The following is a 17,486-nucleotide window of genomic DNA, read 5'->3' as shown; positions in this document are numbered from 1 at the left end:
CAGGATTATTTCCCTCCTCACGGTATGTTTACGTCCTTGTTCAGGTGTGCGGTCAATGTGGAAGGAGTGCGGTTCCGGGAACTTAAGGTGTGACTCTCAAACCAATCGTGATCGCGGTACCACGCCACCGTGTCGGTGATTGTCAGCTCTAGCGGCCGGAAACTCAGGCCAAGCTCCTGTTCACTCTTGCTGTGGTTGAAACAGGTGCGGTCCTTCTCTCGTACCAACAGGCGCAACGTGGCCATGCTCAGCAGAATGGGCTTGCTGGTAATACGCGCATACATCTCCTGCACAGCCGCCAACATGTATAGAAAGGGGAGCGGTAGTTGTCGAACGGGGGTCTTGACGCCCGCTATACGTCCAAGCATAGGCACCAGCTCACGCATTGTCATATGCCGGCCCGCCGCGAGATAGCGCTCACCTCGCCGCCCATGTTTGGCTGCGGCAATCAGCGCCAATGCCACATCGCGGGCATCGACAACGGAGAAACTACCGGGGATCAGTCCGGGCAGTTTGCCGAGCACGACATCGTTAACCAACTGTCCCGAGGAGGTGGGGCCCATGTCGGCTGGGCCCCACATCCAGCCAGGCAGGACCATGCAGGCATGCATCTCGGGATGGACCTCCAGGAACGACAAGACGGCACGGTCGGCGAGAATCTTGCTACGGTAGTAGTCATCCGCATCGGCATCGGCCCGCAGACATGTCTCATCGATGGACGTGCCAGGTGCGCCGTCGAGCACAGCAATGGAAGACGTATGGATGAACCGTCGTATACCGGCGCGGTAGGCCTGGTTTAGTAGGCGCCGCGTACCAGACACATTAATCTTTTCGAGTTCCTTCCAGTGGCTGCCGCCCTTGTAGTTGTCGCGAAAGAACGCCGCGGTGTGAAACACCGTATCGCAGCCTTGCAGCGACGCTGCGAATGCATCGACATCGGCCATGTCCCCAACGACCAGTTCCACACCCGGCAAATTGTTGAACTGCTGTTCACCTTTGGCTCTTGAACGGACCAGTGTTTTGACCGCGTAGCCACGAGCGACCAATTCACGCACCAGGTTGTTGCCCAACAAGCCGGTTGCGCCGGTAACGAATGCGCTGTGCATGGCTCAACCCTCCGCTGGATAGGCTAACGGCATCAGCACCGCACTGTCGAAGAAGGCCTCTTCACGGATGGCCAGCCCGTCTCTGAAGGTGAAGTGTGCGGCGTAGTGCGCGGTAATATGGCGTCCATGAGGTGGAATCACCCGGCCTGGTAGCACCAAGGGTGCGGCGAATGTGCCGGTCAGGAAGGCTGTCAGCACCAAACGATCGTTACCGACGGCGAATGGGCTGAAAATCACTTGGGCATCGGGGAGCGCTTCGAGCAATGCGATCTCTCGTTTACGCATGGCTTCGCGACCGGTTTGTATCCCCATGCTGTCGAGGTAGATGAAGTCTTCGTCAACCAGCGCAAGCATCGCCTCCACATCACGGCGATTGAAGGCACTGGCGGCGCGTTCCGCATAGTCGTTGGGGCCAATAGTCATACAGTCCATTCCATTCGTCTTCGAGGGCTTGTAGATATACCTTTGAGGCCTCTCCCGAAAAACAGCGACTACTGCATAATGGATTTGCACATATGCAGACCAGGGAGGATATGACGCATGGCGTTGCAAGCAAATTGGGACGATCTTCGTCTGTTGTTGGCAGTCTCGCGGCGTGGCAGCTTTCTTCAAGCTGGCCAGATGCTGGGTATTGCGGCGTCTACTGTGTCCCGCCGGTTGACCCAACTTGAGAACGCCCTGGGCGAGCTACTCGTCGAGCGGGGCGTTGAAGGATGCTGGTTGACCTCGCGCGGCCAATCCCTCGTGGAAGTTGCCCTAGCGGCGGAGGCGGGCTTGAGGCGTCAAACCGTTACTGACATGTCCGGGCTACACACAGAGCTATTTGGCAGTGTCCTGGTCAGTGCAGGAGAGGGATTTTCGTCTTGCGTGCTGGAGGCTGCGAGTCGCTTCACCTCTCTTCACCCGCGTTGCTCGGTGGAGTTGATGGCAACAGCCGACTTTCACAAGATTGTCCGCGGCGTGGCAGACATTGCTGTACGCACAGCTCATCTAGGCGAACCGTCGCTGATTTATCGACCAATAGGCAGGCTCGCTTACGGTGTCTTCGCCGATGCAGGTTATCTGAAACGGTATCCAGGGGTGACTCCGGCCACTGCGGTTAATATTGCCTTGCTTCCTCCGCTGGACATGTTGCCGCAAATGCGTGCGGCAAAGGCCGCGGGTCTGGAACGCGCGCAGATCAGCGTGAATTCGTTCGCGGTTCAGCTCGAATCGGTGAGGCGAGGAATGGGTGTGGCGGTACTGCCCCGTATTCTGGCGAAGGACCTGATCGAGCTGTTCCCGGATCTCCAACTTCCAGATATGGAAGTCTATCTGGTGACCCGGCCTCAGGCATTGAAACAGGCTCACATTAAATGTTTTTTTGCCATCCTGGAGCAGGTGCTGCTCGAAGCCCTTTCCATAGAAAATGTGGAAGGTTGCCTCTTGGGGGGGCGACCTGAAATGGGTGCATGGGGGCGCTAGACAAAAACAGAAATCGGGATGAGGGTGTGAGTTCATTCAGCGATGCGTTCTGGTTTTTTATGAGCGCGAACCACGTCGTAGCGAGATGTGACCAGGCACGTACACCACAGTGTTCGTGTCGTTGGCCAATGCGGGGTTATGACGCCTTAAGCAACGCTACGTATTCAGCAGCATTGGTTTCGTGCGAACGTGGCGCTACCCCAGTGAGAGTATGTGCGTCGTCGGTTGCGGCAGCTGTCCAGTTTGATCGACAGCTCTACTACCCTGACAACCATGCCAGATCGCCTCACTCACCTGCTGGGTTCCTGGCTGCTGGAGGACATAGGAAGTTAGTAACCTAACGTCGGGCTTAGTTAAACGTGGTGAATGTAGTGTTGGGGAGCGGCTGACCGCTTCTGGCCGAGGCTGTGTAAAAACGTTTTTCAGCGCGACAGGTATTCAAAACCGGACTGGAAATCGCGCTTCTACGCAAACCCCTGGAGAGCCTCAACAGTTCAAGAGGTCCAGCATACCCCCGCTGTTCTGGCTGAGCGCTAGAACCGACGACAGGAGGATCATTGCCAGCGTCGATAGTCACCATCACCTCAATGAAGTTCTCATAAAAAATCCGCGGCGTAACATCAGCTCCAGACCCAACAACTACACCCCGGAGCACACCATCATGAAACGCCAAATCCTTCTCAGCATCGCTTTCTCGGTTTTTGCAGTTAACGCTTTCGCCGCTACTTCTGTTCACCCGGTTGTCGCTGAAGGCGGCTCGGATCGACTGATTGAAAGTCGTGTGGCTGAAGGTGGTTCGGATCGTCTGATCGAAAACCGCGTCGCTGAAGGTGGCTCCGATCGTCTGATCGAGAACCGCGTCGCTGAAGGTGGTTCGGATCGTCTGATCGAAAACCGCGTCGCCGAAGGTGGTTCCGACCGTCTGATCGAGAACCGCGTCGCTGAAGGTGGCTCGGACCGTCTGATCGAAAACCGCGTCGCTGAAGGTGGTTCCGACCGTCTGATCGAAAACCGCGCTGCATAAATGAATAGCTTTACCGAAGCACTCAACGAAAAGCCCGGCCTGACAAGCCTAATGCTGTTCACTTAAGCGCGAGTGTCCACATTTGTGGCGAGGGAATTTATCCCCGTTCGGCTGCGAAGCAGTCGTAATCCAGACAACTTAGTCAATCTGAAAAGACACTGGGGCCGCTTCGCAGCCCAACGGGGCGGTGCGACGTTTCGCTAAATCCCCTCGCCACAGGTTCTTGTTCGACTGAAGAATGTCTTAAGTGAACAGCATTGGGCCTGACAAGCCGGGCTTTTTCGTGCACAAAATAAATCGATCCCTGCTTAATGCCTCCGCCGCACCTGTGATACATAACACCTGATTGTGAGTCCCGTTCCCAATGAGGTTTGCCGATGCCCCGCTCCCCACATGTACCGCAACTGCTGATCTGCGCCGTCCTCGGTTTATTCGCCAGCAGCGCACAGGCCAGTGCGCCCTCCCCGGCGCCCGATAGCTTGCAACCGCTGCTGGTGACGTTGAACGAACGCCTGAGCATTGCTGATCTTGTGGCGCTGACCAAGTGGGACAGTGGCAAACCGATCCAGGACAGTGCCCGGGAAGCGCAGGTCATCGCCAACGCCAGGAAGCTGGCCGTCGAGCGCAAACTGAAGCCGGACGAAGTAGCCGAATTGATCGCCGCACAGATTGAAGCCAACAAGCTGGTGCAGTACGGGCTGGTGGCCCAATGGCGAGCGGCCGGCAAGGCGCCTGACACGCCGCGGCCGGACCTCGCCAATCAAATCCGGCCACAGCTCGATGAGTTGCAAAACCGCCTGTTGCAGCAATACGCCGCCTTCGCGCCCTATCGCAAAGACCCGCAATGCGCGGACTGGCTAGCCAAAGAACGATCCCGCCTGATCAAGGACAGTCTGCATGGTCAGGCACTGATACGCGCCACCGGGGAGCTGTGTGTCGCTGGTCAGTGACTGAGCAGCTTTAAAGCGGTCTCTAAAAAGAAGCCCAGCCTGATCAGCCTAATGCTGTTCACTTAAGCGCGAGCCTCCACATTTGTGGCGAGGGGATTTATCCCCGTTCGGCTGCGAAGAAGTCGTAATCCAGACAACTTAGTTAGTCTGAAAAGACACTGGGGCTGCTTCGCAGCCCAACGGGGATAAATCCCCTCGCCACAGGTTCTTATTCGACTGAAGAATGTCTTAAGTGAACAGAATTTGGCCTGATCAGCCGGGCTTCTTTTTTTGTGAGCTACTTTTAGTGCACCCGCAGGGTCGCAAGTCGGCCTTGGCGGCACTCTTGAATGTCTCACGGCCAACCATCGGAGCTGAAATGTCTGAACTGAAACTGCACCCCAAAGCCGCAGAATCCCTGAACCAGTGGCACGACATGATCAGCAAGGGGGACTTGAGTGCCTTGCCCGGTTTGCTGGACCCACAGGCGATATTCCGCTCCCCGATGGCTCACACGCCTTACCCGGGTGCAGCCGTGGTATCGATGATTCTCAACACGGTCATCGAGGTATTTGAGAATTTTGTCTACCACCGGGAACTGTCGACCGCAGACGGGTTGAGCGTCGTCCTGGAGTTCAGCGCCAACGTCAGCGGGAAAGCGTTAAAGGGCATCGACATGATCCGGTTCAACGAACAAGGAAAAATCGTTGAGTTTGAGGTGATGGTCCGTCCCTTGAGTGGCCTGCAAGCCTTGGGCGAGCAAATGGGGCAACGCCTTGGCGCTTACCTGGCGGCCAGCAAAGCCTGAAGACGTTGCATCGCCTTGCACGATGCCTCTGTTCCCCGCTTGGTGTTAAATAGAGCGCGAAAAGCAGCGCAACGAGAACACCGATGAACACCCATTTTGAGATTAGTGATGTCCCTGAGCCCAACATTCATCGCGTCGCCCATCAGCAGACGGTGGTAACAGCATGATCGAGGTCACCGAAGTTTCCATTGCCGAACTGCGGGCTGCGCTCGAATCGGGTCGAACCACTGCGGTTGAGCTGGTCCAGGCCTATCTCGCCAGGATCGATGCCTATGACGGACCCGACACGCCCACCGCCCTCAATGCGGTAGTGGTTCGAAACCCCGAGGCGCTGAACGAGGCGCAGGCATCCGATGCTCGTCGGGCCAAGGGCGAGACGCTGGGTCCGCTCGATGGCATTCCCTATACGGCCAAGGACAGTTACCTGGTGAAGGGGCTCACCGCCGCCTCCGGCAGTCCCGCCTTCGCCAACCTGATTGCCTATCGCGATGCGTTCACGATCGAACGGCTTCGCGCTGCCGGCGCGATTTGCCTGGGCAAAACCAACATGCCGCCGATGGCAAACGGCGGCATGCAGCGCGGGGTCTATGGTCGTGCGGAAAGCCCGTACAACGCTGACTATCTCACCGCCCCCTTCGCCTCGGGCTCATCGAACGGCGCCGGTACGGCAACGGCCGCCAGCTTCGCGGCATTCGGTCTTGCGGAAGAAACCTGGTCGAGCGGGCGCGGTCCTGCATCGAACAATGGTCTGTGTGCCTATACGCCTTCGCGCGGGGTCATTTCGGTGCGCGGCAACTGGCCGTTGACGCCGACGATGGACGTTGTCGTGCCGTTTGCCAGATCCATGGCCGACCTGCTCGAGGTCCTTGACGTGGTGGTGGCGGATGATCCCGACACCCGTGGCGATCTGTGGCGGATGCAACCCTGGGTGCCGATTCCAAGTGTCGCCTCGGTGCGCCCCGCTTCCTATGCCGAGTTGGCCGTGAAGTCCGATGCACTGGCAGGAAAGCGCTTCGGCGTGCCGCGCATGTACATCAACGCGGATCCCGAAGCGGGTACCAGCGATGCGCCTGGCATTGGCGGTCCGACGGGGCGGCGAATCATCACCCGCCCATCCGTGATCGGGCTCTGGGAAGAGGCTCGCAAAGCACTCGAAGCCGCTGGCGCCGAAGTCATCGAGGTCGATTTCCCGCTGGTCTCCAATTGCGAAGGTGATCGCCCGGGCGCGCCGACCGTATTTACGCGGGGCCTGGTGTCCAAAGCGTTCCTGCATCATGAATTGTGGGATCTGTCGGCGTGGGCGTTCGATGATTTTCTGCGGGCCAATGGTGATCCCAAATTGAACCGCCTCGCCGATGTCGACGGACCGCTGATTTTCCCCCACGACCCGGGCACGCTCCCCAACCGGGAGGACGAACTTGCCGCAGGCATGGACGAGTACGTGAAGATGGCCGAACGCGGCATTACCCCGTGGGACCAGATCACCACGCTGCCCGACGGACTGCGCGGACTTGAACAGACGCGTCGGATCGATCTTGAGATCTGGATGGATCGGTTGAGGCTCGATGCGGTGCTGTTTCCGACGGTGGCCGACGTGGGGCCGGCGAATGCCGATGTCGATCCGAAGTCTGCGGATATCGCGTGGAGCAACGGCATCTGGGTCGCCAACGGCAACCTCGCTATCCGGCACCTGGGCGTTCCCACGGTCACAGTGCCGATGGGTGTCATGCCGGACATCGGCATGCCCGTCGGGCTGACATTTGCCGGTCGTGCCTATGACGATTCGACGCTGCTGCGCCTGGCTTCGGCGTTCGAGTCGATCGGAACAAAACGATTGATCCCGCCTCGCACCCCACCCTTGCCAGTTGGTAAACAATAGAACGGCCGGGATTGGCGTGTTACACGCGCCAATCCCGTCCACTGGTTGACCGTCGTCCCCCGGGATTCAGCGCCGCTGAAACGTCTGAAGGTACGCCAACAGGTTGTCGATCTTTTCCGGGTCGCTGAGGCCCCAGAAAATCATGCGGGTGCCGGGCACCACTTTTTTTGGCGCTTCGAGGTACGCGGTCAGCGTTTCGCGGGTCCAGACAATGCCGGCTGATTTCATCGCATCAGAGTATTGGTAATCCGTGGTGCTGCCCGAAGGGCGTCCAAAAATGCCATTGAGTTGCGGCCCGAATGAACCGCGCGCCGACTCCCCGACCTGATGGCAGCCACCGCATATCCGCTTGAACAGTGTTGCACCCGCCTCAGCATCGCCGGCCGCGTGTGCGTGTGCGCTGAACACCCCTGCATTGAGCATCAGGGCGAAGGTGAGTACGGCGGTTTTCTGCATGTCCTGCTCCCAATCATCTGTGGCTTGGCGCCAGCGAATCAACTCGCACCCGCTTGAAACTTCTTCCTGTAAGCCGCTGGCAGCAAACCCACTCGTTGGCGGAACAGTCTACGGAACGAATTGCCGTCTTCGTAGCCCACGGCGTAAGTGATGCTGTCGAGTGTCATGCGGGTGGACTCAAGCAGCTGCTTGGCCTTCTCCAGACGCAGGGTTTGCAGGTAGGTAATCGGCGTGTAACCGGTGGCCTCCTTGAAACGCCTTTTGAAGTTCCTGACGCCGAACCCGAATCGCTGGGCGACCTCATCAATCAGCAGCGGCTGTTCGAAGTGTTCCTCCAGCCAGTGTTGAACCCGCAGGATGTCGCCATCCCCATGGTTCTTCGGCAATGACCACATCACGTACACCGATTGCTCGCTGCGCACAGCGTCGACCAACAAGTATTTGCCGCACTTTTGCGCCAGTTCCAGTGAAGCGAACCGGCGCACAAGGTGCAGTAAAAGATCCATGGAGGCACTCGCGCCCCCGCAAGTGATCACGCGATTGTCCTCGCAGAGGATCTGCGTCTCCTCCAGACAGACCTCGGCATACCGACGACGAAACAGGTCGGCAAAGGCCCAGTGCGTGGTGGCACGAACGCCCTCCAGCAGGCCCGTTTCGGCCAGCATGAACGCCGCCGTGCACATCGACGCCACCACGGCACCCTGCGCATGCTGTTGACGCAGCCACGGTCCATACGCTGAAAAGGCCGGCAAGGCGTCCTTCAGGGTGAAGAGGAATCCGGGGATCAGCACCAGATCGGTTCGCGGGATCTCGGCGGTGGACAGGTCCACGCGCAACGCCTGCCCTCCCCACGCAGCGACATCATCGCCATCAAGCGAGGCGATGACCACTTCGAAAGGCGCGCCGGCGGTGTCTGCGAACAGGTTGGCGGCGCTGAGCACTTCCAGGGCCATCGTGGCGCTGGCGGCGGAACATTGATCCGCCAGTAAAAGCGTGACGTGCATAAATAATCCTATTGCGCTTTTCGCATGAAAAAAGTCATTTGCGCACCTACCTTACCCGATCCTTCCGCCCTAAAGTGCACCGGTCATTCAATCATCGGCGTACTTATGAATCTCTGGTTCCGACTTTTCCTCATGCTGTTTCGTCGTCCGTGGCGCAAGCCGGTTGACGCCTTGGCCACCACCGTCGTCCACATGCGCGTCTGGCCACTTGATCTCGACCTCAACCGGCACGTTACCAATGGCCGCTATTTCACCCTGGCCGATATAGGACGCATGGACTACGTGTTGCGCAGCGGTGCATTCCGGGTGGCGTTGCGCAATAAGGCCGTGCCGATCGTTGGGGACACCTGGGGCAAGTTTCGTCGTGAGCTGAAACTGTTCGAAGCATTCGAGATTCACACCAGGATGCTCGGCTGGGACAACAAGTGGAGCTTTATGGAGCACCGCTTCGTGAGCAAGGGACGCGTGGTCGGCGTCGTGGTGATGCGGGGTCTGTTCCGCTCTGCCAAAGGCACGGTTGCACCCGGCGAGTACGCCCGGGAGCTGGGATTGGCAGAACAGTCGCCGCCAATGCCGACGTGGCTGACAGACTGGTCGCAAAGCTGCAACGACATGAGCCGTGAGCTTCGAGAAGAAGAAGGTCAGCCTGCCCGACGCCCGCAGACCGTCGCGTAATGCTGTTCACTTAAGACATTCTTCAGTCGAGCTAGAACCTGTGGCGAGGGGATTTATCCCCGTTCGGCTGCGAAGCAGTCGTAATCCAGACAACTTAGTCTGTCTGAAAAGACGCTGGGGCCGCTTCGCAGCCCAACGGGGATAAATCCCCTCGCCACAAATGTGGACGCCGCGCTTAAGTGAACAGTATTACGGACAGTCGCGAAGGCGCGCTCGAGCGTTGGCAACGTTACGGCACCGATCCGGTCAGTTTGCTCAGCACCTGGGAGCTGGCGCAGATCGAGCGTTTGCTGACGGAACTCAAAACCGCGGTTTGACCGCCTTCCACTCCGGCTTGTAACGCTGCATCTGTTTCACGTCGTCGCGCTGACGAATGCCGCAAGACAGGTACTGGTCGTGCAGCTTGCCCAGTTGATCGTGATCCAGCTCCAGGCCCAACCCGGGCGCGCGGGTGATCTTGACGCAGCCATCGACGATGGGGATTTTGCCGCCCTTGATCACTTCTTCATCCGGTTCCTGCCACGGGTAATGCGTGTCGCAGGCGTAATCCAGATTGGGCACCGCGGCGGCGACATGCGCCATCGCCATCAGGCTGATGCCCAAGTGCGAGTTGGAATGCATGGATACGCCAAGGCCAAAGGTGTCGCACATTTTCGCCAGCGCCTGGGTGTCGCGCAGACCGCCCCAGTAGTGGTGGTCGGCGAGGACGATCTGCACGCTGTTCAACGCGACACTGCGGCGGAACTCATCGAAGTCGGTAACCACCATGTTGGTCGCCAGCGGCAGGCCGGTGCGCTTGTGCAGTTCGGACATGCCGTCGAGGCCCGGCGTCGGGTCTTCGTAATATTGCAGGTCATCGCCCAGCAGTTCGGCCATGCGAATCGAAGTTTCCAGCGACCAGTTGCCGTTCGGGTCGATGCGTAACGGGTAACCGGGGAACGCCTTTTTCAGCGCCTTGATGCACGACACTTCGTGCTCCGGCGGCAGCGTGCCGGCCTTGAGCTTGATGCTCTTGAAACCGTTGGCCTCGATCATGCGTCGTGCCTGGGCGACGATCTGTTCTTCGTTCAGGGCTTCGCCCCAACTGTCGGGTTTGTAGGGTGAGTCGACGTGCTGGGCGTACTTGAAGAACAGGTAGGCGCTGAACGGAATCTCGTCGCGAATCGCACCGCCCAGCAAGTCCACCAACGGCACGTTCAACGAGTGGGCCTGCAAATCCAGGAACGCCACTTCGAACGCCGAATACGCATTGCTCACTGCTTTGCTGGCATGGGAGCCCGGCGCCAGTTCCGCACCGGCAATGCTCACCGGTTTGTTCGCCGCCACCGTGGCCTGCACGATGCGGCGCAGTTGATTGAGGTTGAACGGATCGAGGCCGATCAGTTGATCTTGCAGTTGCTGCTGGATCAACAGCGCCGGGGCGTCGCCGTAGCTTTCACCCAGGCCAATGTAGCCGTTGTCGCTTTCAATCTCGATGATCGAGCGCAGCGCAAAGGGTTCGTGGATACCACTGGCATTGAGCAGCGGCGGATCACGGAAGGCGATGGGGGTGACGGTGACTCGTTTGATTTTCAAGAGGCTGCTCCCTTTGAACCTGAACTCAAGGCTTGATGACTGATGGATTTTTCAGACGTTGCGACGTCGCCGCGCGGTGCCGTGCGGGCGAAAAAAATCACCACGGCCGCGACCAGTGACGTGGCCGCCAAACCGTAGAGGCCACCTTCGATGGAGCCAGTTTTTTGCTCCAGGAAACCGAACGCCGTCGGGGCAACGAAGCCACCGAGGTTGCCGATGGAGTTGATCAACGCGATCACGGCGGCGGCGATGCGAGCGTCCAGATAGCCTTGCGGAATCGGCCAGAACAATGCCGAGGCGGCCTTGAAACCAATGGCGGCAAAACAGATGGCGACGAAGGCAAAGATCGGCCCGCCAGTGGTGGACATGAACATGCCGAACGCGGCGATTACCAGGGTCAAGGCCACCCAGGCTTGCTGGTGTTTCCATTTGCTGGCCATGGCGGCGAAGCCATACATCGCGATGATCGAAATGATCCACGGAATCGAGTTGAACAGGCCCACCTGAAAGTCGCCGAGGTTGCCCATTTTCTTGATCATGCTCGGCAGCCAGAACGTGGCGCCGTAGATGGTCAGGGCGATGGAAAAGTAGATGAAGCAGAACAGCGCGATCTGCTTGTCGGCCAGCAGCTTGAACATCGACGGCTTGACCGTCTGTGTGGCTTCGCGGGCCTGTTGTTCCAGGGCGATGGCGTCAACCAGTGCGTCCTTTTCTTCGGCACTCAGCCATTTCGCCTCGCGCGGATGGGATTGCAGCCAGAACCAGACAAATCCGCAAAGCACGATCGAGGCAAAGCCTTCAATCAGGAACATCCACTGCCAGCCATGCAGGCTGAAACCGCTGACATTCAACAGCGCGCCGGAGACGGGACCGGAGATCACCGAGGCAATGGCCGAACCGCTGAGGAAAATCGCCATGGCCTTGCCGCGCTCGGTCGACGGCAGCCATTGGGTGAAGTAATAAATGATGCCGGGGAAGAAGCCTGCTTCGGCGGCACCGAGGACAAAACGCAGCACGTAGAAGCTGGTTTCGCCACGCACAAACGCCATCGCCATTGCTGCCGCGCCCCAGGTGAACATGATGCGCGTCAGCCAGGCACGAGCGCCGTAGCGTTGCAGCAGCATGTTGGAGGGGACTTCGAAGATCGCGTAACCGATAAAGAACAACCCAGCGCCCAGGCCATAGGCGGCTGCGCCAATGCCGAGGTCGGTTTCCATGTGGCTGCGCACGAAGCCGATGTTGACCCGGTCGATGTAGTTGACGATGAACATCACCACGAACAGCGGCAGCACATGGCGCTTCACCTTGGCCGCAGCGCGGGCGAGTAAATTCGGGTCCGGCGGACTCTGGACGGTATTCAAGGGGCAACTCCCAATCATTGTTTTTTTAGGGACAGGCCGATGATGGACGCAGGTATTGATCCCGTCTAATCTAACTTGGCATTCGATTGATACCTGGATTAGATCAATGTTCGAACTGACTCAACTGCGCTGTTTCACTACGGTGGCGACTGAACTTAATTTCCGCCGTGCCGCCGAACGGTTGAACATGACCCAACCGCCCCTCAGTCGACAGATTCAACTGCTGGAACATCACCTGGGTGTCGAACTGTTCACCCGCACCACCCGCAGCGTCGCCCTGACCGCCGCCGGCCGCGCCTTCTTCATCGAAGCGCAGAACCTGCTGGAGCGCGCCCAGCAAGCCGCCGTCACCGCCCGCCGTTTTGCCGAGGGCGACATCGGCTCGGTCAACATCAGCTTCGTCGGCAGCGCGGTGTATGAATTCCTGCCCAAGGTCATCGCCGAGGCGAGGCTCAAACAGCCGCATGTGAAAATCGACCTGATGGAGATGAACACCTACCAGCAGCATGAAGCACTGCGTGCGCGGCGTATCGATTTGGGCATCGTTCGCGCGCCGTTGCTGGAGCCGGGATACGCCACCGAATGCCTGGTGCGTGAACCGTTTGTATTGGCGGTGCCGAGCAGTCATCGGCTGGCGAGCGCCGAAACCGTGTCGGTCAAAGACCTCGATGCGCAGCCTTTCCTGATGTACTCCCACGCCGCCTACCCGCCGTTCAACGAACTGCTGACCGGCATGCTCCGCTCTGCCCGCGTCGCTCCGGAATACGTGCAATGGCTCGGTTCATCATTGACCATCCTGGCCTTGGTCAACGCCGGCATGGGCCTGGCCCTGGTGCCTCGCTGCGCCACCAGTGTGGTGTTCAAGAACGTGGTATTTCGCGATATCGATTTGGGCGAAGGTGTGCAGAGCGAGCTGCATTTGATCTGGCGCGAGAACAATGACAACCCGGCATTTGCGATGTTGCTGGAGGGCATTCGAAGGGCTGTGCGAGAGGGATGGGGCGTTTGAGTTTGTCCGGTCGGATCTGCCCATCAAGTGAAGTGGTCGGGAAGGAACCGGGTGGCGCAAAACGCCAGCGTGACGCAAGGCCACTGACTTCGCGACTTACGCAATTCTTGTAGCAGCAGGCTTCGCCAGCTGCTACAGATTTGAGCGTCGCGATTATCCAAACTCCAGCAACGAAAAAGCCCGGCTAAACCGTAATGCTGTTCACTTAAGCCCCAGCCCAACATTTGTGGCGAGGGGATTTATCGGAATGCCGCACCACCCCGTTCGGCTGCGAAGCAGTCGTAAATCCGCGAGACTCAGTCTGCTTGAATGGACGCTGGGGGCCGCTTCGCGACCCAACGGGGATAAATCCCCTCGCCACAGGTTTCTCCGATTCAAGACTCTCTTAAGTGAACAGCATGCGGCTAAACCGGGCTTTTTCGCGTCAACAGGCAGAACTCTGCGCTTACTGAACGTTCTTCAGCTTGACCACATCACCAGAGATTTTAGTGGTGTAACCGGTCAGGACCCAGGCCCAGAACCAGTTTTCCTGCACCTGGGTGTTGATCATCGCGTCACCGCCCTTGGCTTTGATCGCCGCGTTCTGAGCGCGAACAAAACGGTTGTTCTGCTGGATCGGGATCACGCCGAACAGCAGCAGGCCAGTGGCGCTCGCTTCGCTGTGGCCCAGGACGGTGTATTGGCTGCTTTCATAATGCTGGGTGTTCATCGGCGTGCCGGTGCAACCCGCCAGAACCAGACCGAACAGGGCAACGGCGACAACTTTACTGAGGTACTTCACTGAAAAACTCCATGAGATGTTGCCCGGGATCCATCTCTCGGGCGGCGCACACTTTAACGGATATGATGGCTAATTGGTATCGCATCCGAGCACGGGCAACTATCGGCCAAAAGCAGCTTTTGACAACGAACCCGGCCGTTGCACAGAGGTCAAACCAACTGACGGCATCGCAACGGATCAAAGCCCTTGGGCTTGATTCATTCAAAAGCGAAGCTTTGTAATTCACACACATCAGGGTGCGCCGGATAACGTTCAGTAGGTTCGGATCCTGTCTGGTGCAGGCGCTGACTGCTGCTCCCATCCCCTGCTCCCTTACCGGAGTACGAAAATGACTCAGTCAATGCGCTTCTTCCTCTCAATCTTCCTCGCGACAGCATCGTTAGCATCAGCGAGCCTCCTCAACTATGCAGGTGCGGCAACCGCCGAGGACCTGAATGCCGACTCCAAGCAAGCGTTGCAAACGCTTTACAAGGCCTCACCCGTTGCCAAAGACATTTCGCAGAAAGCCAAAGCAGTGCTGGTCTTCCCGAAAATCATCAAGGCCGGCCTGGTGTTTGGTGGCAGCTATGGCGAAGGCGTGCTGATGAAGGGTTCGCAAGTAGAGAATTATTACAACTCCGTAACCGGGTCCTGGGGACTGCAGGCAGGCGCCCAGTCGTATGGCTACGCGGTGTTCCTGATGACCGACAAAGCCGTGGACTATCTACGTAAAACCAAGGGTTGGGAAGTCGGCGTAGGGCCCACCGTTGTATTGGTTGATGAAGGGGTGGCGAAGAATCTGTCCAGCACGACAGTGAAGCACGATGCCTACGCGTTCATTTTCGACCAGCAGGGGTTAATGGCCGGGATCAGCATTGAAGGAACCAAGATTTCCCTGATCAAGCGCTGAAAGCTTGCCCTTCAAGGGGGCGAGGTGAATCTTCTAACCAGATTAAAGGTGCAGTACCTTGTGTTTGTAACACCCACGTTTCGCAATCCATTCAGGTTGAGAGGTGGAACTCATGAACAACATCATCTACATCGTCGGGGCAGTTGTGATTGTCTTGGTGATCCTGTCGTTTCTCGGGCTTACATAGAATCGATGACCGTCTCGTATTGGCAAGGCTGTGCCCCGCATCGCGAGGCACAGCCTGCTCGCGCCTGACCTGTTTGGCCTTTGGAAACTCAACCGTTTGCGCCGTGATCCACAGGGCGACTTGGCGGACACAGGTCCAGAGGGCAGGATCGTATTCAGGGCAAAGGCTTATTAAGCCGCCCATCAAGGGCAAAAGGTTCTTGCAGCACCAACTCGTACAACCCACTAGCCAATTGCGGGTTCATCAACAAATTCCAGCTATGCCGCGAGACACTAGAAGGGACCAGCACAAAAGGATGCTGACTCAACAGCTCGGCGCCGAACTGTTGCTGGCTGCGACTTGGAGTACCCGGTACCAGCCAATTAGGGTTGGCAATGCTATCGGGCTGCACCACATAAATCCTGGACGGGTCCAACACCCGGGCCTGCGTAAGACAATGGGGCTTGCAATCCAGCGCATCGAAATCTTTATGCACCGCCACCTCAAGGATGGCCGTAGAGGCGTCCAGCGCTGCATAAACCGTGGCCATACCTTTAGGGTTCCAGCGCCCACCCACCTTTTCAGCCCCCACGCCCAAATGCCAGGTGGGAGCATACTCAGCAGGATCAAGGCGCCAGAAATGAATCTCACTGCTCAAAGGGTCTTTGGCCATCAATAGACCCCATACTCAATACGCGTCAGAAAGTCAGTCACCAACTCATACCCGACCGAATTTGAAATCAGGTCGATCGGTATCTCACCATCCAGGCCCCGTGCAGGTTTGACTATCCACTGCTCGGCGAGCTCACGCGAACCCAGCACATCCGTTGCCTTTTCCAACACCTCGGCATAGTTGAGCGCTCGCGTGCTTTGCTCCGCGGTCAAAGCCTCATTGGGCGTTTTCAGTCGCCGCGCGAGCGTACGATCAGACGCGCCAACGATTTTCGACAACACGCCACATTGCTTATACACCGTGCTGTTTTCGATCATATCCAGCACCGACTGCAGCGGAAAACCGTGTTTAACAGCCCTGTAAATCTCCATACGATCATCGCTAGTTTTTCCAGAAAGCAAGACCGCAACCATCGGTGGCACGCGACTCGAACCCGGCGTTGTCACCATCGCCGTATGCTCGCCATGACTTAAGACGGTGACTGCAGCCTTAGGGGCGCGTGGCTTGACCTTGCCTTTTTGGCTGGCATCTTTAACAACCTCATCGACTACAACATCTTTCTTCTTGGCGCTCATGGCAGCCTCCGCCGCTCTGTCATCTGGCATCAACTATAGTGCCAAATGGCAGAAAGACCTAATCCAACAACGCTTGCCTAAAACACACCGCTGTAGGAGCAAAGCTTGCTCGCGATGAACGATTACGCCGTATCCCAGGCCTGACACAAAACCCAATCACCGGCTAGCAGCGGCAACAAACACCGCGAACCTGTGGCGAGGGAGCTTGCTCCCGCTCGACTGCGCAGCAGTCGCAAAATCGCATTGTTGTCAGTATTTTTGGGCCGCTACGCAGCCCAGCGGGAGCAAGCTCCCTCGCCACAATTGATCACTCGACCCTGGGTTCCTGTTAACTCACTGGCAGGGCTTTTAACGCTTAGAACGCCTTGCTGGCACTGGCAACCACCGTGGCGGAGCACAAATCACCATAGCCGTACCAGCTCGTGCATTCGCTTTTCGACAGGTTGGTATCAATGTAGCTAAGGCCCCAGGTCACACCCACGAAGTCACGGGTCAACTTGGCTTCCCACTCGGTGTAGGCATTACGGCTGTCGCCGCTGGCGGACCAGAAAGCCGGGTCTTTGACATCGTTGCGACCTACGCGCAGGTCCAGGCCGATATCGGCCGGCAATGCGATTTTGTAGCTGAGGTAGGTGTAAAGGGTGTCCTGATCCTCGCCAAACAAGTTCGGCGTATCGTTTGAGTAGTTGGCGCCGAGCTTCACGCCATATACGTCAAGGATGGCGTAGACCTCGCTCATGTTGAATTGGCCTTCCTTTGGATAGTCGTACTTGATGTACCCCAGGTCGAGGCTGATGGCCTCGGTCGCCTGCCAGTAGTAGCCCGCGTAATACTCGAGTTCCTGCCGGGTCTTGAACTCGCCGCCGAAATCGACGTTCGAGGTCCAGGCGCCCACGTACAGGCCGCTGCTGTGCATTAGCGTGGCGCCGGCCTGAGCCGCCGGGTCACCCAGGGTTTGCGAAATGCCACGGGAGCGGTAATCGCTGAAGACTCCCAGGGTCATGTCCAGATTGAAGTCATCGTTGAGTGTCAGTGCCTGGGTGGTCAGGGGTGCCAATACAAGCGTGGCGAGGGTCAATACTGAGCGTGCGTTCATACAAGTCTCTTATTGT

Annotated in this window: 19 protein-coding genes; 9 read left to right on the top strand and 10 right to left on the bottom strand. The window is 58.0% G+C overall.

All coding sequences use genetic code 11. The features are described 5' to 3' along the window. Positions 1–17: 17 nt before the first annotated feature. Positions 18–1,106 (bottom strand): SDR family oxidoreductase, encoded by a 1,089-nt coding sequence (locus IB252_RS25170; protein ID WP_192410616.1) that lies wholly within the window; start codon positions 1,104–1,106, stop codon positions 18–20. Between the two features lie 3 nt (positions 1,107–1,109). After that, positions 1,110–1,529: an ester cyclase gene (locus IB252_RS25165; RefSeq protein WP_192410615.1), complete on the bottom strand. Its 420-nt coding sequence runs from the start codon at positions 1,527–1,529 to the stop codon at positions 1,110–1,112. A 117-nt stretch (positions 1,530–1,646) separates the two neighbouring features. On the opposite strand from IB252_RS25165, the gene IB252_RS25160 reads away from it, so the two are divergent. The 5 genes from IB252_RS25160 (at position 1,647) to IB252_RS25140 (ending at position 7,210) form a co-directional block, all read left to right on the top strand. Then, on the top strand, positions 1,647–2,570 hold the full coding sequence (locus tag IB252_RS25160; protein ID WP_111448877.1) for a LysR family transcriptional regulator: 924 nt from the start codon (positions 1,647–1,649) through the stop codon (positions 2,568–2,570). Positions 2,571–3,231: 661 nt separating this feature from the next. Next, positions 3,232–3,594 (top strand): hypothetical protein, encoded by a 363-nt coding sequence (locus IB252_RS25155; protein WP_192410614.1) that lies wholly within the window; start codon positions 3,232–3,234, stop codon positions 3,592–3,594. 377 nt (positions 3,595–3,971) lie between these two features. Continuing rightward, positions 3,972–4,544 (top strand): chorismate mutase, encoded by a 573-nt coding sequence (locus IB252_RS25150; RefSeq protein WP_192410613.1) that lies wholly within the window; start codon positions 3,972–3,974, stop codon positions 4,542–4,544. A gap of 358 nt (positions 4,545–4,902) precedes the next feature. Continuing rightward, positions 4,903–5,331 (top strand): nuclear transport factor 2 family protein, encoded by a 429-nt coding sequence (locus IB252_RS25145; protein ID WP_192410612.1) that lies wholly within the window; start codon positions 4,903–4,905, stop codon positions 5,329–5,331. 163 nt (positions 5,332–5,494) lie between these two features. Then, entirely contained in the window at positions 5,495–7,210 is a 1,716-nt protein-coding gene (locus IB252_RS25140; RefSeq protein WP_192410611.1) for an amidase, read from the top strand. A gap of 66 nt (positions 7,211–7,276) precedes the next feature. On the opposite strand, the gene IB252_RS25135 is transcribed toward IB252_RS25140, so the two are convergent. Together IB252_RS25135 and IB252_RS25130 are read right to left on the bottom strand one after the other, a co-directional pair. Further along, positions 7,277–7,666 (bottom strand): c-type cytochrome, encoded by a 390-nt coding sequence (locus IB252_RS25135; RefSeq protein WP_192410610.1) that lies wholly within the window; start codon positions 7,664–7,666, stop codon positions 7,277–7,279. A 38-nt stretch (positions 7,667–7,704) separates the two neighbouring features. Next, positions 7,705–8,670 carry a GlxA family transcriptional regulator gene (locus tag IB252_RS25130; RefSeq protein WP_192410609.1) on the bottom strand — a complete coding sequence of 322 codons (966 nt, stop codon included), beginning with the start codon at positions 8,668–8,670 and terminating at the stop codon, positions 7,705–7,707. A gap of 105 nt (positions 8,671–8,775) precedes the next feature. On the opposite strand from IB252_RS25130, the gene IB252_RS25125 reads away from it, so the two are divergent. Both IB252_RS25125 and IB252_RS25120 read left to right on the top strand, forming a co-directional pair. Beyond that, positions 8,776–9,345, top strand: coding sequence for an acyl-CoA thioesterase (locus IB252_RS25125; RefSeq protein ID WP_111448884.1), 570 nt, complete (start codon positions 8,776–8,778; stop codon positions 9,343–9,345). A gap of 179 nt (positions 9,346–9,524) precedes the next feature. Then, a complete protein-coding gene (locus tag IB252_RS25120; RefSeq protein WP_192410764.1) occupies positions 9,525–9,662 on the top strand; it encodes a hypothetical protein in 138 nt (45 codons plus the stop codon). Here IB252_RS25120 and IB252_RS25115 read toward each other — a convergent pair. After that, positions 9,646–10,920 carry a glucarate dehydratase family protein gene (locus tag IB252_RS25115; protein ID WP_192410608.1) on the bottom strand — a complete coding sequence of 425 codons (1,275 nt, stop codon included), beginning with the start codon at positions 10,918–10,920 and terminating at the stop codon, positions 9,646–9,648. The two genes, IB252_RS25120 and IB252_RS25115, sit on opposite strands and share 17 nt — an antisense overlap. Beyond that, positions 10,917–12,281, bottom strand: coding sequence for an MFS transporter (locus IB252_RS25110; RefSeq protein WP_192410607.1), 1,365 nt, complete (start codon positions 12,279–12,281; stop codon positions 10,917–10,919). The genes IB252_RS25115 and IB252_RS25110 overlap by 4 nt, the downstream gene beginning before the upstream one ends. A 106-nt stretch (positions 12,282–12,387) precedes the next feature. On the opposite strand from IB252_RS25110, the gene IB252_RS25105 reads away from it, so the two are divergent. Next, the gene (locus IB252_RS25105; protein WP_111448887.1) at positions 12,388–13,290 is read left to right on the top strand and encodes a LysR substrate-binding domain-containing protein; all 903 of its coding nucleotides are present in this window, start codon (positions 12,388–12,390) and stop codon (positions 13,288–13,290) included. 445 nt (positions 13,291–13,735) lie between these two features. Here the strand turns inward: IB252_RS25105 and IB252_RS25100 are convergent, their stop codons facing one another. Then, positions 13,736–14,071 (bottom strand): hypothetical protein, encoded by a 336-nt coding sequence (locus IB252_RS25100; protein WP_074878077.1) that lies wholly within the window; start codon positions 14,069–14,071, stop codon positions 13,736–13,738. Positions 14,072–14,399: 328 nt separating this feature from the next. On the opposite strand from IB252_RS25100, the gene IB252_RS25095 reads away from it, so the two are divergent. Further along, a complete protein-coding gene (locus tag IB252_RS25095; protein WP_111448888.1) occupies positions 14,400–14,960 on the top strand; it encodes a YSC84-related protein in 561 nt (186 codons plus the stop codon). 341 nt (positions 14,961–15,301) lie between these two features. Here IB252_RS25095 and IB252_RS25090 read toward each other — a convergent pair whose 3' ends face one another. From IB252_RS25090 to IB252_RS25080, 3 genes are all read right to left on the bottom strand, one after another. Further along, positions 15,302–15,799: an RES family NAD+ phosphorylase gene (locus IB252_RS25090; protein WP_192410606.1), complete on the bottom strand. Its 498-nt coding sequence runs from the start codon at positions 15,797–15,799 to the stop codon at positions 15,302–15,304. Next, positions 15,799–16,374, bottom strand: a complete 576-nt coding sequence (locus tag IB252_RS25085; RefSeq protein ID WP_192410605.1) for an antitoxin Xre/MbcA/ParS toxin-binding domain-containing protein — start codon at positions 16,372–16,374, stop codon at positions 15,799–15,801. The genes IB252_RS25090 and IB252_RS25085 overlap by 1 nt, the downstream gene beginning before the upstream one ends. 355 nt (positions 16,375–16,729) lie before the next feature. After that, a complete protein-coding gene (locus IB252_RS25080) occupies positions 16,730–17,470 on the bottom strand; it encodes a TorF family putative porin (RefSeq protein ID WP_192410604.1) in 741 nt (246 codons plus the stop codon). Positions 17,471–17,486 lie beyond the last annotated feature (16 nt).

Origin of the sequence: Pseudomonas sp. PDM10, assembly GCF_014852295.1 — a bacterium.
Lineage (GTDB): Bacteria > Pseudomonadota > Gammaproteobacteria > Pseudomonadales > Pseudomonadaceae > Aquipseudomonas.
Note: the sequence above shows the minus strand (reverse complement) of the source record. Positions and strands in the feature narration are given on the sequence as shown.

What these genes read in the sequence shown, in the direction of transcription:
- IB252_RS25160 (WP_111448877.1), top strand. Translation starts at nt 1,647, where the DNA reads ATGGCGTTGCAAGCAAATTGGGACGATCTTCGTCTGTTGTTGGCAGTC.
- IB252_RS25085 (WP_192410605.1), bottom strand. Translation starts at nt 16,374, where the DNA reads ATGAGCGCCAAGAAGAAAGATGTTGTAGTCGATGAGGTTGTTAAAGAT.
- IB252_RS25140 (WP_192410611.1), top strand. Translation starts at nt 5,495, where the DNA reads ATGATCGAGGTCACCGAAGTTTCCATTGCCGAACTGCGGGCTGCGCTC.
- IB252_RS25150 (WP_192410613.1), top strand. Translation starts at nt 3,972, where the DNA reads ATGCCCCGCTCCCCACATGTACCGCAACTGCTGATCTGCGCCGTCCTC.
- IB252_RS25090 (WP_192410606.1), bottom strand. Translation starts at nt 15,799, where the DNA reads ATGGCCAAAGACCCTTTGAGCAGTGAGATTCATTTCTGGCGCCTTGAT.
- IB252_RS25170 (WP_192410616.1), bottom strand. Translation starts at nt 1,106, where the DNA reads ATGCACAGCGCATTCGTTACCGGCGCAACCGGCTTGTTGGGCAACAAC.
- IB252_RS25125 (WP_111448884.1), top strand. Translation starts at nt 8,776, where the DNA reads ATGAATCTCTGGTTCCGACTTTTCCTCATGCTGTTTCGTCGTCCGTGG.
- IB252_RS25130 (WP_192410609.1), bottom strand. Translation starts at nt 8,670, where the DNA reads ATGCACGTCACGCTTTTACTGGCGGATCAATGTTCCGCCGCCAGCGCC.
- IB252_RS25095 (WP_111448888.1), top strand. Translation starts at nt 14,400, where the DNA reads ATGACTCAGTCAATGCGCTTCTTCCTCTCAATCTTCCTCGCGACAGCA.
- IB252_RS25145 (WP_192410612.1), top strand. Translation starts at nt 4,903, where the DNA reads ATGTCTGAACTGAAACTGCACCCCAAAGCCGCAGAATCCCTGAACCAG.
- IB252_RS25135 (WP_192410610.1), bottom strand. Translation starts at nt 7,666, where the DNA reads ATGCAGAAAACCGCCGTACTCACCTTCGCCCTGATGCTCAATGCAGGG.
- IB252_RS25080 (WP_192410604.1), bottom strand. Translation starts at nt 17,470, where the DNA reads ATGAACGCACGCTCAGTATTGACCCTCGCCACGCTTGTATTGGCACCC.
- IB252_RS25155 (WP_192410614.1), top strand. Translation starts at nt 3,232, where the DNA reads ATGAAACGCCAAATCCTTCTCAGCATCGCTTTCTCGGTTTTTGCAGTT.
- IB252_RS25165 (WP_192410615.1), bottom strand. Translation starts at nt 1,529, where the DNA reads ATGACTATTGGCCCCAACGACTATGCGGAACGCGCCGCCAGTGCCTTC.
- IB252_RS25105 (WP_111448887.1), top strand. Translation starts at nt 12,388, where the DNA reads ATGTTCGAACTGACTCAACTGCGCTGTTTCACTACGGTGGCGACTGAA.